This window comes from Roseobacter sp. GAI101 (assembly GCF_000156335.1).
GTDB lineage: Bacteria > Pseudomonadota > Alphaproteobacteria > Rhodobacterales > Rhodobacteraceae > Sulfitobacter.
This window is the reverse complement of the sequence record NZ_DS999213.1, coordinates 2482204-2496150: the sequence shown is the minus strand read 5'-3', so window position 1 is coordinate 2496150 and position 13947 is coordinate 2482204. Positions and strand designations below refer to the sequence as shown.

The window sequence follows — 13947 nt, the reverse complement described above, 5'->3', positions numbered from 1 at the left end:
TGGGGCGCAAGGCGAAATCCCTTGAGGCATCGGGGCGGCACCGTTAAGTGTCGGCAGCAAAGGAGACCCCGATGTCGATCAACAGCTTTGGCCATCTTTTCCGCGTGACCACCTGGGGCGAAAGCCATGGGCCAGCCTTGGGGGCCACCGTTGACGGCTGCCCCCCCGGCGTGCCGATCACGGAAAGCATGATCCAGCAGTGGATGGACAAGCGCAAGCCGGGCCAGAACAAATACACCACCCAGCGGCGCGAAGCCGACGAGGTGCGTATTTTGTCGGGTGTGTTCGAGGGGGTCAGCACAGGCACGCCGATCCAGTTGATGATCGAAAACACCGACCAGCGGTCAAAGGATTACGGGGACATCAAGGACAAGTTTCGCCCCGGCCACGCGGACATCACCTATTTCCAGAAATACGGCATTCGCGATTATCGCGGTGGCGGGCGGTCTTCGGCGCGCGAAACGGCATCGCGCGTAGCGGCTGGCGGTTTGGCCCGCGAGGCGATCAAGGCGATTGCCCCGAATGTGCAGATCACCGGCTATATGGTGCAGATGGGACCGCACAAGATTGATCGTGATGCGTTCGACTGGGACCAGATCGAACAGAACCCGTTCTGGGTGCCCGACGCAAAGGCGGCCGAGGATTGGGCGGCATATCTGGATGGTCTGCGCAAATCCGGATCATCCGTGGGCGCGATCATCGAGGTGACGGCACGCGGTGTGCCCGCCGGCCTTGGTGCGCCGGTCTATGGCAAGCTTGATACCGATCTGGCCGCCGCGATGATGAGCATCAACGCCGTCAAAGGCGTTGAGATCGGTGAAGGCATGTCCGCAGCGATGCTGACCGGCGAATTGAACGCGGACGAGATCAGCATGGGGCCGGATGGCCCGGTCTATTCGTCGAACCATTCGGGTGGTATTCTGGGCGGGATCAGCACGGGGCAGGACATTGTCGTGCGTTTCGCGGTCAAGCCGACCTCAAGCATCCTGACCACCCGCAAGACGATCACGAAATCGGGTGAGGATACCGAGATTATCACCAAGGGGCGCCACGACCCCTGCGTCGGGATTCGGGCGGTTCCGGTGGGCGAGGCGATGATGGCTTGCGTGCTGCTGGATCACATGCTGCTGCACCGGGGGCAGGTTGGCGAAAATCAGGGCATCATAGGCTAAGTTAGCCGAAAAGTTCGAATTTTTCGGATCGGAATTTTCGAAAACTCCGGCATGCTGCCCGCAAGGTCTTGCACTCCGCGAACAGCGGCGCAAGCATCGCGAATGGCTGCTACTTCGATAGAACACCGCCCCGGACGGGCCATTGCGCTCAAGCTTGGGGCTGTATTCCTGTTTACGGTCATGGCCGCCATCATCAAGATCGCGACCGAAACCGTGCCCGCCGGACAAGCCGTTTTTTTCCGGTCGTTCTTTGCCTTTCCGATGATCATCCTGTGGCTTTGGCAGCGCGGTGATTTGCGTCATGGGTTGAAGCCGTCCAACCTGATGGGCCATGTCTGGAGAGGTATTTTCGGTACCACCGCAATGGGTCTTACCTTTGGCGGGCTCAGCCTGCTGCCCTTGCCCGAGGTGACCGCAATCGGCTATGCCACGCCCTTGTTTACCGTCGTTTTCGCTGCGTTATTTCTGGGTGAACGCGTGCGCCTGTTTCGTCTTTCCGCGGTCGCCGTCGGTTTGGTTGGCGTTTTGATCGTGCTTTACCCGCGCTTTACCATCGGCGGCGATGCCGTTTCGCAGATGGCGACATTGGGGGCCTTCATGGTTTTGGGCGCGTCGATCATGCGGGCGTTGGTGCAGGTCCACGTCCGCCGTCTGGTCCAGACGGACAGCACGGCAGCCATCGTGTTCTTCTTCTCGCTCACCGCTACTGTCCTGTCCTTCCTGACGCTGCCTTTGGGGATGCTGGTGGACTGGCCTGCGCTGACCTGGATCATGCCGGGGCTTCCGGTCGGTCTGCTTTTGATATGTTCGGGTCTGGTTGGCGGGGTCGCGCAGATCATGATCACGTCGTCGTTCCGTTTCGGACCCGTGTCGATGCTGGCCCCTTTCGATTATGCTTCGATGATTTTCGCGACGCTGATCGGCTGGCTGATCTTCAGCGAAATCCCGACGCCTGCGATTTTGATCGGTGCAGGCCTTGTGATGACCGGTGGCGTGCTGATCATCTGGCGCGAACGACAACTGGGGCTGGACCGGTCCAAGGCCAAGGCCAGCAGCACGCCACAGGGCACCCCAAGCTGATCTGACAGACGTTGCGTCGCGTTTCACGAAATAACGCGCCCAAGTAGAAATTGTGTTAGGCTAAATTTTTAGCCGTGTGGAATCATCGCCAAAGAATGGTCCGCACACTTTCTTTTCTGGGAGGAAAAACATGACTTCAAAATCGATTATTACCGCGAGTTTTGTACTGGGCTTGGCGGCCACCGGCGTTTTCGCACAGGAGTGTGCACCGTCGAAATGGGGTGCCGAAGATCAGATCGGCTCGGCCAACCTGGTCAGCACAGAGCGGACGCTGGAGGCGGCAAAGCTGATCAAGCAGGGGAAATCCATGCCGCTCGGGATCGTGATCGGCCCCGATACGCCCGCATTTCCCCCAAGATCCTTGAACTTGCAGATCGTGCAACCCAACCAGCAAGGGGGGCAGAAACTGTCCGCCTTTGGCTACGAGGGCAACTACAACGACGATATCATCCAGACGTGGATCGGCATCGGGTCGCAACTGGACGGGTTGGGGCATTTGGGCGAGAACGGCCAATACTACAACTGTCTGGATGAAAAGGAAATTTCCGCGATCGGCGGTTTGACCAAGCTTGGGACCCATGCAGTGCCGCCCTTGGTTGCCCGCGCCGTGATCGTCGACATGGCCAAGCACTTCGGCAAGGACGTGATGGCCGCTGGAGAGCATTTCGGCGAGGCAGACATCAAGGCCGCGATGGAGGCCCAGGAGGTCACTGTCAACGAGGGCGATATCGTCATGTTCCACACCGGCTGGACCGATGGCATGTTGGAAAGCGATCCGACGGCATGGGGGTCAACCGAACCGGGCCTGAACAATGAGGGCGCTGTTTATGTGGCGTCGATGAACCCGATGGCCGTGGGGGCGGACACCTGGGGCCTTGAGGCGATCCCGGCCAAAGAAGGCGACAAGGTTTTCTACGGGCACGTCACGCTGCTGAAGGACAACGGCATCTATATTCTCGAGACGATGAACACCGGCCCGCTGGTGCGTGATGGCGTCAAGGAATTCATGTTTATCTTGGGGCAGCCGCTGATCAAAGGCACGGTTCAGGCGATGATCAACCCCGTCGCCCTGTACTAGACTATTGTGCTAGATCGACCTTGAAATTGGAAACGGCGCGGGGGTGACCCGCGCCGTTTTCTTACTGGAACCGTAGAATTAGCGGATCAGGACCGAACCAGCTTTTCGTACTCTTCAGAGATGTCGCGGGTCAGCGCACCAACCTCGAAAGTGTAATCGGCAATCTGACCAACTGGCGTGACTTCGGCGGCAGTACCCGTCAGCCAGCACTGCTCAAACCCTTCAAGCTCTTCCGGCATGATGCGGCGTTCGTTGACGGTCAGGCCCTTTTCCTTGAGCATCCCGATCACGGTTTGCCGCGTCAGACCATTCAGGAAGCAGTCGGCCAGTGGCGTGTGCACTTCACCATCTTTGACGAAAAAGATATTTGCGCCGGTCGCTTCGGCGACGTAGCCACGGTAGTCCATGAACAACGCGTCAGAACAGCCTTTGGCTTCGGCCGCGTGCTTGGAAGTCGTGCAGATCATGTAAAGACCGGCGGCCTTGGCATGCACCGGGATTGTCTCGGGCGAGGGGCGCTTCCATTTGGAGATGTCGAGTTTGGCACCCTTCATCTTGGCGTCGCCGTAGTAGTTGCCCCATTCCCAACCGGCAATCGCCAGACGCACAGGGTTGCGCGCAGCGGAAACGCCCATATCGGGACCGGCACCGCGCCATGCAATGGCGCGCACATAGGCATCGGTCCAGCCGTTGGCCTGGAGCATCTCGTATTTTGCGGCCTCGATTTCATCGACCGTATAGGGGATTTCAAAATCCAGATACTGGGCCGATTTGCGCAGGCGTTCGGAATGTTCGCGGCCTTTGAAAATCTTGCCGTTATAGCACCGCTCGCCTTCAAACACAGAAGAGGCGTAGTGCATGGCATGGGTCAGGATATGGACGTTTGCATCACGCCAATCGACCATCTTACCGTCCATCCAAATTTTGCCGTCACGATCATCATATGCGCCGTCCATGGTGTATCCTCCCTTTGATTTGTCGTAAACTTTACGAATGTTGCGCAGATAATGTCCGTAGCGGACATTTTATTACGCAAAACTTGGCGTTCGATAGCCTTTGAGACTTGGAAAGTCAACAACCCTGACGTAAAGTCCGGCCCCAAAGCAGGAGAGAAAACCATGGCAGACGGACGCGGCGCATCTTCTTATTCAGGTGAAAACCTTCTGTTCCTGACGGATGAACAACTGCGCCAGGCGATCGAGGCGATGTTTTTCGCGTATCGCGGCTTTACCGCTGATCCGGATCGTATTCTGGTCGACATGGCCTATGGGCGTGCGCATCACCGGGCGATCCATTTCATCAACCGCGCCCCCGGCACGACGGTGAACAATCTGCTGGGCCTTTTGGGTGTTACAAAACAATCCCTCAATCGTGTGTTGCGCACTCTGATCGCGGATGGTCTTGTCAAAAGCCAAGTGGGCAAGACGGACAAACGGGAGCGGCATTTGTATCTGACCGAGGCAGGGCGCGCGCTTGAGCAGACCTTATCCGATGCGCAGCGGGTGCGGATGCGGGGTGCCTTTCGGGATGCAGGGCCCGAGGCCGTCGCTGGGTTTCGCACCGTGCTGGAGGCGATGATGGACCCTGAAATGCGCCACAGCTATACCAAGCTCAAGGAGAATGGCGCGTGAGCGATATGGACGCGCATCTGCTGATCGTCGATGATGACGAACGTATCCGGACGTTGCTGCAGAAGTTTCTGATGCGCCACAGCTTTCTGGTCACCGCGGCGCGGGATGCTGCCCATGCACGGCGCATTCTGGCGGGGCTGGATTTTGACCTGATCGTGCTGGACGTAATGATGCCCGGTGAAGACGGGTTAAGCCTGACCCGCCATCTGCGCGAAAAGATGCAAACGCCGATCCTCTTGTTGACCGCCAAAGGCGAGACGGACAACCGGATCGAAGGGCTTGAGGCCGGTGCCGATGATTATCTGGCGAAACCGTTCGAGCCCAAGGAACTGCTGCTGCGGATCAACGCGATCTTGCGGCGGATGCCCGATACAAGCGTGGCGGATACGGCGCCCAAGGTGTTGTCGATGGGCCAGATCCGCTATGATATCGAGCGCGGAGAGCTTTGGCAGGGTGACGATCTGGTGCGGCTGACCGCGACCGAGGTTCAGTTGATGCGCATCTTTGCCGCGCAACCCGGGGCGGCGCTGAGCAGGTCCATGCTGGTCGAGGAGCTTGGCCGTGATCGCGGGCAGGCGCAGGAGCGGGCCGTGGATGTCCAGATCACCCGGTTGCGGCGCAAGATCGAGGATAACCCCAAGCAGCCGCGATATCTTCAGACGGTGCGTGGGGCTGGTTATATGTTGGCACCGGATTGATTTTAGCCGACTGTTGAATGGGGGTTTCACACCCCCAAACCCCCGTGGGATATTTTTGAGCCAGAGAAGTTGGGACGCGTCACTGGAAAAGGTCGCCGTGACGGGTTATGGTTTTTCAAACTTGAATATTGAGGTGAGGCCGAGATGACGGAAACTGCTGTGGAAGAGATGAGCTTTGAGGCGGCGATGGCCGAGCTTGAGAAGGTCTTGGGCCAGCTTGAGCGTGGCGACGTGGCGTTGGACGAGAGTATCGCGCTTTATGAGCGGGGCGCTGCGCTGAAGAAGCGCTGTGAGGCGAAGTTGAAGGAAGCCGAAGAGAAGGTTGCGCAGATTACCTTGGATGGCGATGGCAATCCCGCCGGGGTGACGGCCGTTGGCGGGATTTGATATCCCGATGCAGGCGGAGCTGACGCGTCGCCCGTTTGAGGAGGCGCTTGGGAAGGCTGCCGATCTGGCGACGGGTCAGGTCTTGCACGGGCTAGGCGGGGTGGACGGCCAAATCGCCGAGGCGATGCGCTATGCGGTGACGGGTGGCAAGGGCCTGCGGGCGTTTCTGGTGATCGAATCGGCACGGTTGCATGGGGTCATGGATGCACAGGCGGCCCCGGCAGCAGGCGCGATCGAGGCGCTGCATGCCTATTCGCTGGTACATGATGACATGCCCTGCATGGACAATGACGATCTGCGGCGCGGCCAGCCGACTGTTCATGTCAAATGGGACGAGGTGACGGCGGTTTTGGCTGGCGATGCGTTGCAGGCCCTGGCGTTTGAGCTGGCGGCACAGACCGGATGTTCAGACGCCGGGCGCGTCGCGCTGGTTGCAGGGTTGGCACATGCATCGGGGGTGCGCGGCATGGTCGGGGGGCAGGCGTTGGATATTGCTGCTGAAAGCGCTTCGGTGCCGTTGACGCTGGACCAGATCACCACATTACAGGCCGGCAAGACGGGGGCCTTGATCGAATGGGCGGCGACTGCCGGACCTGTCATGGCGCGTGATGATCCACGGCCCTTGCAGCGCTATGCGCGTGATCTGGGTCTGGCCTTTCAGATTGCCGATGACATTCTGGACATCGAGGGCGATGCCGAAACGGTCGGCAAAGCCGTTGGCAAGGATGCCGGTGCGGGCAAGGCGACCTTTGTATCCTTGCTGGGGTTGGCACCTGCAAAGCAACGCGCGCAGGCCTTGATCGAGACGGCCTGCGAGGCTTTGGCAGTTTATGGCGACGATGCGGAAACCTTGCGGGATGCTGCGCGTTTCGTTATTGCGCGCAAAAGCTGAGCCGCCGGAGGCCCGAGATGACTGATCGACCTGAAACACCCTTGCTTGACCAAGTGGATCGCCCGGCGGACCTGAAGCGGTTTTCCGATGCCGAACTGGTCAAGCTGTCCCATGAGCTGAGGGCCGAAACGATTTCCGCCGTGTCCGAGACCGGCGGGCATCTGGGTGCCGGGTTGGGAGTGGTCGAATTGACGGTCGCGATCCATGCCATTTTCGACACGCCGCGCGACAAGCTGATCTGGGATGTGGGGCACCAGTGTTACCCGCACAAGATCCTGACCGAACGGCGCGACCGTATCCGCACCTTGCGGATGAAGGACGGTCTGAGCGGCTTCACCAAGCGCAGCGAATCACCCTACGATCCGTTCGGGGCCGCGCATAGTTCGACTTCGATCAGTGCCGCTTTGGGCTTTGCCGTGGCGCGTGATCTGGGCGGCGTGGTGCCAGAGGGTCTTGGTGATGCGATTGCGGTGATCGGTGACGGGTCGATGTCTGCCGGCATGGCGTACGAGGCGATGAACAACGCGGGCGATCTGCAAAAGCGGATGATCGTGATCTTGAACGACAACGAGATGTCGATCGCCCCGCCTGTTGGTGCGATGTCGGCCTATCTGAGCCGTCTTTACGCCGAGGAGCCGTTTCAGGAGTTCAAGGCGGTCGCCAAAGGCGCGGTCAGCATGTTGCCCGGTCCGTTCCGCGAAGGGGCGAAACGCGCCAAGGATATGCTGAAAGGCATGACGGTGGGCGGTACCTTGTTTGAACAGTTGGGGTTTTCGTACATCGGGCCGATTGACGGTCATGATCTGAACCAGCTGTTGCCGGTCTTGCGCACGGTCAAGGCGCGGGCCACGGGGCCGACCCTGATCCATGTCATCACCAAAAAGGGCAAGGGATACGGGCCCGCCGAGGCTGCCCGCGACAAGGGCCACGCGACGTCCAAGTTCAATGTCTTGACGGGCGAGCAGAAAAAAGCGCCGTCCAACGCGCCAAGCTATACCCGCGTGTTCGCCGATACCCTGATTGCCGAGGCTGCGCGTGACGACAAGATTTGTGCCGTGACCGCTGCCATGCCGGATGGCACCGGCCTGAACCTTTTTGCCGAACGCTATCCCAGCCGGTGCTTTGACGTGGGTATTGCAGAACAGCACGGCGTGACGTTTTCCGCCGCACTGGCTGCGGGCGGGATGAAGCCGTTTTGCACGATGTATTCGACGTTCTTGCAGCGCGGGTATGATCAGGTCGTGCATGATGTGGCAATCCAGCGGTTGCCGGTGCGTTTCGCGATTGACCGCGCCGGGTTGGTCGGGGCCGATGGTGCGACCCATGCCGGTGCATTTGACGTGGCGTTTCTGGCGAACCTGCCGGGTTTCGTGGTCATGGCCGCCGCAGACGAGGCCGAGTTGGTGCATATGGTCGCCACCGCCGCTGCCCATGACGACGGGCCGATTGCGTTTCGGTTTCCGCGCGGCGAGGGCAACGGTGTCGACATGCCCGAACGCGGTGTGCCGCTTGAAATCGGTAAGGGCCGGATCATCACAGAGGGCAAGCGCGTCGCGCTGCTGTCCTTTGGCACGCGTCTGGCCGAGGTTGAAAAGGCCGCAGAAGCCCTGCGCGCCAAGGGGATCACGCCGACGATCGCTGACGCGCGCTTTGCCAAGCCATTGGACCGCGAGATGATTTTGTCGTTGGCCGCGGAACACGAGGCCCTGATCACCATCGAAGAAGGGGCCGTCGGCGGCTTTGGCAGTCACGTCGCACAATTGCTGAGCGATGAGGGGGTGTTTGACGTCGGTCTGAAGTACCGGTCAATGGTCCTGCCAGATACTTTCATCGACCAGGCCAGCCCCGAAGACATGTACGCGGTCGCGGGCATGAATGCCGAACAGATCGAAGCGAAGGTGCTTGATGTGCTGGGCATTGCCAGCCTTGGTGCACAGCGGGCCTGACGCGCAGGCCCGCGTTTTCTCAGGCACCGATTGAACGGTATGCCGCGACGATGCTAAGCGCCGCCGAGGCTGCCTCGCGGCCCTTTTCAATGAAATGCATGCGATAGATCGCGTTATGGTGGTCGGTTTCCTGATATTGATGCGGCGTCAGGGATACCGACAGCACCGGCACGCCAGTGTCCAGGCCCACCCGCATCAGGCCGTCGACAACGGCAGCGGCGACGAAATCATGGCGGTAGATGCCGCCATCGACAACAAAGGCGGCGCAGATGATCGCGTCGTATTTTGCCGTTTCCGCAAGGGTCTGCGCCATCAGCGGCATTTCGAACGCGCCAGGCACTTCGGCCACGTCGATCTGATCGGCGGGGATCGTTTCGGTAAACCCGTCATAGGCACGATCTACGATATCGGCATGCCAACGGGCCTTGATAAAAGCATAGCGGGTGTGTGTCATGGTGATCTCCTTTATTTCGTCAGCGACACAAGTCACCCAAGGCGATCACGATTGCGAACGGCCCCTGTTCAAGGACCGCGCAACCGCATTCTCTTCCATCCGGACTATGACCGTCGGCTCTGGCATCGCACCAGATCTGCTGACCAGCGGCCCAAAGAAGGGCACGCTGCGCTCGCGGGCTGGTGACGCAAGGCCACATACCGCCGGTGGGGAATTTCACCCCGCCCTGAGAATGTTTGCACGTTGCCAAGGCGGGCGGGCGTCTGCAAGGTGAAAAACGACTGTTTACGAAAGGCCGAAGGCGATGCACCCCAATCCGATCTACCATGATGCCGATGCGGCGCGGAACATCTCCTTTGCCCGCGACCGTGGTTTCGGGATTCTGGCGGCCAGTGGGGCCGGCGCGCCGATGCTAAGCCATGTGCCGTTTTTGTTGAATGAAGCGGGGGATATGGCCGAATTGCACTTGGTGCGGTCGAACCCGATTGCGCGTGCGCTAGCCGAGCCTTTGGATGTGAAGATCGCGGTCACGAGCGGCGATACTTACATTTCGCCCGATTGGTATGGCATCGAAGATCAGGTTCCAACGTGGAATTACGTTGCGGTACATCTGACGGGCGTGCTGGAACTGCGCCCGCCCGAGGAGCTGTTGTCTCTGCTCGACCGCCAATCCGCCGCCTACGAGGGGCGGCTTTTGCCGAAAGCCCCCTGGACCACGGCCAAGATGCAGCCCGAGACGATGGAAAAGCTGATGCGCATGATCGTGCCCTGCCGGATGAAAATCACCGGTGTGGATGGCACATGGAAGCTGAGCCAGAACAAATCCGATGCCGCGCGCCTCGAGGCATCGCAAGGGGTCGCGGCGCATGGCTTTGGATCTGATACGGAAATCATCGCGGCGCTGATGCGTGACACGATCGGCAGTTGATCAAACAAGCGATTGCACAGGGCGGATTTGGTCGCGATAGTCGGGTCAATTCTTGGAGGAGACAGTCATGAAGCTTTATTATTCCCCGACATCGCCCTACGTCCGCAAAGTCATGGTGCTGCTGCACGAGACAGGCCAGATCGACGACGTCACGCTTGAGACGATGAACACCACGCCCCTGAAACCTGACGCGGCGCTGCTGTCGAAGAACCCCCTGGCCAAGGTGCCCGCGCTTGAGCGCGCCGAAGGCCCGACGCTTTATGACAGCCGCGTGATTTGTGCCTATCTGGATGATCGCGCTGGCGGAATGCTATATCCGGCAGGTGCGCGCCGCTGGGATACCCTGACGCTTGAGGCGACGGCAGATGGCATTCTGGATGCTGCATTGTCGATGGTTTACGAGGGCCGGATGCGCCCCGAAGACAAACAGATGCCGGAATGGATCGAAGGCCAGTGGGGCAAGATCGAACGTGCCTGTGCTGCGCTGAACACCCGTTGGGTCAGCCAGCTGTCAGGGCCCCTTGATATGGGCCAGATCGCCGTCGGCTGCGCGCTTGGGTATCTTGATTTCCGCCATGATGCCCGGAACTGGCGCAAGGGCAATGATGCCCTGGCAAATTGGGCGCGCAGCTTTGATTCGCGTGATTCGATGCAGGCAACTGCGCCGCCCAAGGCTTAAACGCGGAAAAGGGAGGCTTTAACGTGTTCTCAACGCCACCCTGCGACGGTTTGCGCGGAAACGCATCTGGACGCGCGCCGTCCATCCCGCTAGATACCGACAGAATTATGGTTGCGTTTCGACGTCGCCCGAAATTTTCATGGCCGGATCGGCCCTTGATTTGGAGTTAACCCGTGTCCCAAGCAGAAGATCACGCAGGCACCCGGAGGGATTTCCTCTATTACGCCACAGCAGGTACAGGTGCGGTCGCCGTCGGCGCGGCGGTCTGGCCGTTGGTCAATCAGATGAACCCGTCAGCGGATGTCAAAGCGCTTTCGTCGATTCGTGTCGATGTTTCGGCGGTCGAGCCTGGTACCCAGTTGACCGTCAAGTGGTTGGGCAAGCCGGTTTTCATCCGCCGCCGCACGGAAGCAGAGATCGAAGAAGCACGGGCCGTAGATGTTTCGGCACTGCCCGATCCCGAGGCTGAAAATGCCAACATTGCAGCGGGCGCGCCTGCAACCGATGAAAACCGTGCCATGGCCGGTCAGGAAGAATGGCTGGTCATGATGGGTGTATGTACGCACCTTGGCTGTGTGCCTTTGGGCGATGCGGGTGACTTTGGCGGCTGGTTCTGCCCTTGCCACGGGTCGCACTACGATACCGCGGGTCGTATCCGCAAAGGGCCAGCGCCACGCAACCTGCCGGTGCCGCTTGCTGAATTCGTGGACGAAACCACGATTAAACTGGGTTAAGGGAGAACTAGAATGGCTGGAATTCCTCACGACCATTATGAGCCGAAGACAGACGGGCAAAAGTGGTTGCACACCCGTTTGCCAGTTGTCGGACTTTTGTACGACACATTGATGATCCCCACACCAAAGAACCTGAACTGGATGTGGATCTGGGGCATCGTCCTGACATTCTGTCTGGCGCTGCAGATCGTCACCGGTATCGTTTTGGCGATGCACTACACGCCGCATGTCGACCAGGCTTTCGCGTCGGTCGAACACATCATGCGCAACGTAAACGGCGGCTACATGCTGCGCTACCTGCACATGAACGGTGCTTCGCTGTTCTTCGTCGCGGTTTATGCCCACATTTTCCGCGGTCTCTATTACGGGTCCTACAAAGCACCACGCGAGATTACATGGATCATCGGCATGCTGATCTATCTTCTGATGATGGCAACCGGCTTTATGGGCTACGTTTTGCCTTGGGGTCAGATGTCCTTCTGGGGTGCGACAGTTATTACCGGTCTGTTCGGTGCGATCCCGTTCATCGGTGAAAGCCTGCAAACATTGCTGCTGGGCGGACCTGCGGTGGATAACGCCACGCTGAACCGTTTCTTCAGCTTGCACTACCTTCTGCCTTTCGTGATTGCCGGTCTGGTGATCGTGCACATCTGGGCGTTCCACACCACGGGCAACAACAACCCAACCGGTGTAGAGGTGCGTCGCGGTTCCAAAGAAGAAGCGCAAAAAGACACGCTGCCGTTCTGGCCCTACTTCGTTGTGAAGGACCTGTTCGCGCTGGCCGTGATCCTGGCGGTATTCTTTGCCATCGTAGGCTTCATGCCGAACTACCTGGGCCACCCCGATAACTACATCGAGGCGAACCCGCTTTCGACACCTGCGCACATCGTTCCTGAGTGGTACTTCTTGCCCTTCTACGCGATCCTGCGTGCCTTCACTGCCGAAGTATGGGTCGTGCAGATTGCGTCCTTCGTGACCGGCGGCATCATCGACGCCAAGTTCTTCGGTGTTCTGGCGATGTTCGGTGCGATTGCCGTAATGGCGCTGGTGCCGTGGCTGGACACGTCCTCTGTGCGGTCGGGCCGGTACCGTCCCATGTTCAAGTGGTGGTTTGCGCTGCTGGTCGTCGATTTCTTTGCTCTGATGTGGCTGGGTGCGATGCCTGCGGAAGAACCCTATGCCAGCCTGTCGCTGATCGCGTCGGCCTACTGGTTCGGTTACTTCCTGGTGATCCTGCCTCTGCTGGGTGTGATCGAAAAGCCGATGGCACAGCCTGACACGATCGAAGCTGATTTCGCCAAGAATAAAGCTGCGAAAACAGGCGGCTCCAAGACGCTCGTAAACCCGGCTGAATAAGGACCATGACAATGATCAAGAAAACAATCATCTCGGCTGTTGTCGCCATGGGCCTTACAAGCTCCGCTGCCTATGCAGCCGGCGGGGAAGCACATGTCGAAAACTTTGACTTCTCTTTCGAGGGGCCTTTTGGGGCCTTCGATATTAACCAGTTGCAGCGCGGCCTGAAGGTTTATACCCAAGTCTGTTCGGCGTGCCATGGTTTGGAATATGTCCCGATCCGGACGTTGTCCGACGACGGCGGTCCACAGCTTCCTGAGGATCAGGTTCGGGCTTTTGCCAGCAACTATGAAGTATTCGACGCAGGCTTGGACGATTTTCGTCCGGCCACACCTGTCGACCACTTCCCGGGCTCGGCCCTCGAAACTGCGCCTGATCTTAGCCTGATGGCCAAGAAGCGGGCTGGTTTCCACGGTCCTTACGGTCTTGGGATCAACCAGTTCTTCAAAGGTATGGGCGGCCCCGAGTATATCGCGTCTCTTTTGACCGGTTATGAAGAAGCGCCTGAATGTGCACCGGAAGACTTTCCGGGCAACTACAACAAGGCATTTCCAAACGGCGGTATTCCCGAGGAGTGCAAGGACGAGCACGGCCATGCGACGATCGAAGGCAGCTGGATCGCGATGGCGCAGCCTTTGTATGGTGACGACGTCGAATTCGATGATGGCCACGAGGCTACACTCGAAAGCGAAGCCATGGATGTTTCCGCATTCTTGATGTGGACGGCTGAGCCGAAATTGATGGCGCGCAAGCAGGCCGGATTTGCGGGTGTCGTGTTTCTGACCCTTCTGTCGGTACTGTTGTACCTCACCAACAAGCGTCTTTGGGCACCTGTAAAGCGTAAGGAAGACTAAGGTCTTCCTTCACCGCCTGAAAGACTGAAAAAAGTGAAAGGCCTTCCGGATCAGAATA

15 protein-coding genes and 1 riboswitch are annotated in these 13947 nt (G+C 59.1%); of the genes, 13 read left to right on the top strand and 2 right to left on the bottom strand.

All coding sequences use genetic code 11. The features are described 5' to 3' along the window. Positions 1-71 precede the first annotated feature (71 nt). The 3 genes from aroC to RGAI101_RS11615 all read left to right on the top strand — a co-directional run bounded on the left by aroC (position 72) and on the right by RGAI101_RS11615 (position 3330). A complete protein-coding gene (aroC, locus tag RGAI101_RS11625; protein WP_008228819.1) occupies positions 72-1172 on the top strand; it encodes a chorismate synthase in 1101 nt (366 codons plus the stop codon). Positions 1173-1274: 102 nt separating this feature from the next. Continuing rightward, the gene (locus RGAI101_RS11620; protein WP_008227306.1) at positions 1275-2252 is read left to right on the top strand and encodes a DMT family transporter; all 978 of its coding nucleotides are present in this window, start codon (positions 1275-1277) and stop codon (positions 2250-2252) included. 130 nt (positions 2253-2382) lie between these two features. Continuing rightward, positions 2383-3330 carry a cyclase family protein gene (locus tag RGAI101_RS11615; RefSeq protein WP_008227288.1) on the top strand — a complete coding sequence of 316 codons (948 nt, stop codon included), beginning with the start codon at positions 2383-2385 and terminating at the stop codon, positions 3328-3330. Positions 3331-3416: 86 nt separating this feature from the next. On the opposite strand, the gene RGAI101_RS11610 is transcribed toward RGAI101_RS11615, so the two are convergent. Next, positions 3417-4286: a branched-chain amino acid aminotransferase gene (locus RGAI101_RS11610; RefSeq protein WP_008226696.1), complete on the bottom strand. Its 870-nt coding sequence runs from the start codon at positions 4284-4286 to the stop codon at positions 3417-3419. A gap of 162 nt (positions 4287-4448) precedes the next feature. On the opposite strand from RGAI101_RS11610, the gene RGAI101_RS11605 reads away from it, so the two are divergent. The 5 genes from RGAI101_RS11605 to dxs all read left to right on the top strand — a co-directional run bounded on the left by RGAI101_RS11605 (position 4449) and on the right by dxs (position 8884). Next, positions 4449-4961: a MarR family winged helix-turn-helix transcriptional regulator gene (locus RGAI101_RS11605; protein ID WP_037228077.1), complete on the top strand. Its 513-nt coding sequence runs from the start codon at positions 4449-4451 to the stop codon at positions 4959-4961. Beyond that, the gene (locus RGAI101_RS11600; RefSeq protein WP_037228074.1) at positions 4958-5659 is read left to right on the top strand and encodes a response regulator; all 702 of its coding nucleotides are present in this window, start codon (positions 4958-4960) and stop codon (positions 5657-5659) included. Before RGAI101_RS11605 ends, RGAI101_RS11600 begins: the two co-directional genes overlap by 4 nt. Before the next feature lie 144 nt (positions 5660-5803). Then, positions 5804-6046 carry an exodeoxyribonuclease VII small subunit gene (locus RGAI101_RS11595; RefSeq protein ID WP_008226091.1) on the top strand — a complete coding sequence of 81 codons (243 nt, stop codon included), beginning with the start codon at positions 5804-5806 and terminating at the stop codon, positions 6044-6046. Next, a complete protein-coding gene (locus RGAI101_RS11590) occupies positions 6033-6938 on the top strand; it encodes a polyprenyl synthetase family protein (RefSeq protein WP_008229107.1) in 906 nt (301 codons plus the stop codon). The genes RGAI101_RS11595 and RGAI101_RS11590 overlap by 14 nt, the downstream gene beginning before the upstream one ends. Before the next feature lie 17 nt (positions 6939-6955). Beyond that, a complete protein-coding gene (dxs, locus tag RGAI101_RS11585; RefSeq protein WP_008225396.1) occupies positions 6956-8884 on the top strand; it encodes a 1-deoxy-D-xylulose-5-phosphate synthase in 1929 nt (642 codons plus the stop codon). A 19-nt stretch (positions 8885-8903) separates the two neighbouring features. Here dxs and RGAI101_RS11580 read toward each other — a convergent pair whose 3' ends face one another. Further along, positions 8904-9338: a 6,7-dimethyl-8-ribityllumazine synthase gene (locus tag RGAI101_RS11580; RefSeq protein ID WP_008226896.1), complete on the bottom strand. Its 435-nt coding sequence runs from the start codon at positions 9336-9338 to the stop codon at positions 8904-8906. An 83-nt stretch (positions 9339-9421) separates the two neighbouring features. Next, a riboswitch (FMN riboswitch) is annotated at positions 9422-9576 on the bottom strand. A gap of 66 nt (positions 9577-9642) precedes the next feature. On the opposite strand from RGAI101_RS11580, the gene RGAI101_RS11570 reads away from it, so the two are divergent. The 5 genes from RGAI101_RS11570 (at position 9643) to RGAI101_RS11550 (ending at position 13889) form a co-directional block, all read left to right on the top strand. Continuing rightward, complete coding sequence (locus tag RGAI101_RS11570; RefSeq protein WP_008229206.1) at positions 9643-10266, top strand: FMN-binding negative transcriptional regulator; 624 nt, start codon at positions 9643-9645, stop codon at positions 10264-10266. A gap of 67 nt (positions 10267-10333) precedes the next feature. Next, entirely contained in the window at positions 10334-10945 is a 612-nt protein-coding gene (locus RGAI101_RS11565) for a glutathione S-transferase (RefSeq protein ID WP_008227565.1), read from the top strand. A gap of 173 nt (positions 10946-11118) precedes the next feature. Next, positions 11119-11679, top strand: coding sequence for a ubiquinol-cytochrome c reductase iron-sulfur subunit (petA, locus tag RGAI101_RS11560; protein WP_008224884.1), 561 nt, complete (start codon positions 11119-11121; stop codon positions 11677-11679). A 12-nt stretch (positions 11680-11691) separates the two neighbouring features. After that, complete coding sequence (gene petB / locus RGAI101_RS11555) at positions 11692-13035, top strand: cytochrome b (RefSeq protein ID WP_008226911.1); 1344 nt, start codon at positions 11692-11694, stop codon at positions 13033-13035. Positions 13036-13040: 5 nt separating this feature from the next. After that, positions 13041-13889 (top strand): cytochrome c1, encoded by an 849-nt coding sequence (locus RGAI101_RS11550; RefSeq protein WP_008229114.1) that lies wholly within the window; start codon positions 13041-13043, stop codon positions 13887-13889. Positions 13890-13947: the final 58 nt, after the last annotated feature.

Coding starts and splice junctions, on each gene's coding strand:
- aroC (WP_008228819.1), top strand. CDS start 72: ATGTCGATCAACAGCTTTGGCCATCTTTTCCGCGTGACCACCTGGGGC.
- RGAI101_RS11620 (WP_008227306.1), top strand. CDS start 1,275: ATGGCTGCTACTTCGATAGAACACCGCCCCGGACGGGCCATTGCGCTC.
- RGAI101_RS11615 (WP_008227288.1), top strand. CDS start 2,383: ATGACTTCAAAATCGATTATTACCGCGAGTTTTGTACTGGGCTTGGCG.
- RGAI101_RS11610 (WP_008226696.1), bottom strand. CDS start 4,286: ATGGACGGCGCATATGATGATCGTGACGGCAAAATTTGGATGGACGGT.
- RGAI101_RS11605 (WP_037228077.1), top strand. CDS start 4,449: ATGGCAGACGGACGCGGCGCATCTTCTTATTCAGGTGAAAACCTTCTG.
- RGAI101_RS11595 (WP_008226091.1), top strand. CDS start 5,804: ATGACGGAAACTGCTGTGGAAGAGATGAGCTTTGAGGCGGCGATGGCC.
- dxs (WP_008225396.1), top strand. CDS start 6,956: ATGACTGATCGACCTGAAACACCCTTGCTTGACCAAGTGGATCGCCCG.
- RGAI101_RS11580 (WP_008226896.1), bottom strand. CDS start 9,338: ATGACACACACCCGCTATGCTTTTATCAAGGCCCGTTGGCATGCCGAT.
- RGAI101_RS11570 (WP_008229206.1), top strand. CDS start 9,643: ATGCACCCCAATCCGATCTACCATGATGCCGATGCGGCGCGGAACATC.
- RGAI101_RS11565 (WP_008227565.1), top strand. CDS start 10,334: ATGAAGCTTTATTATTCCCCGACATCGCCCTACGTCCGCAAAGTCATG.
- petB (WP_008226911.1), top strand. CDS start 11,692: ATGGCTGGAATTCCTCACGACCATTATGAGCCGAAGACAGACGGGCAA.
- RGAI101_RS11550 (WP_008229114.1), top strand. CDS start 13,041: ATGACAATGATCAAGAAAACAATCATCTCGGCTGTTGTCGCCATGGGC.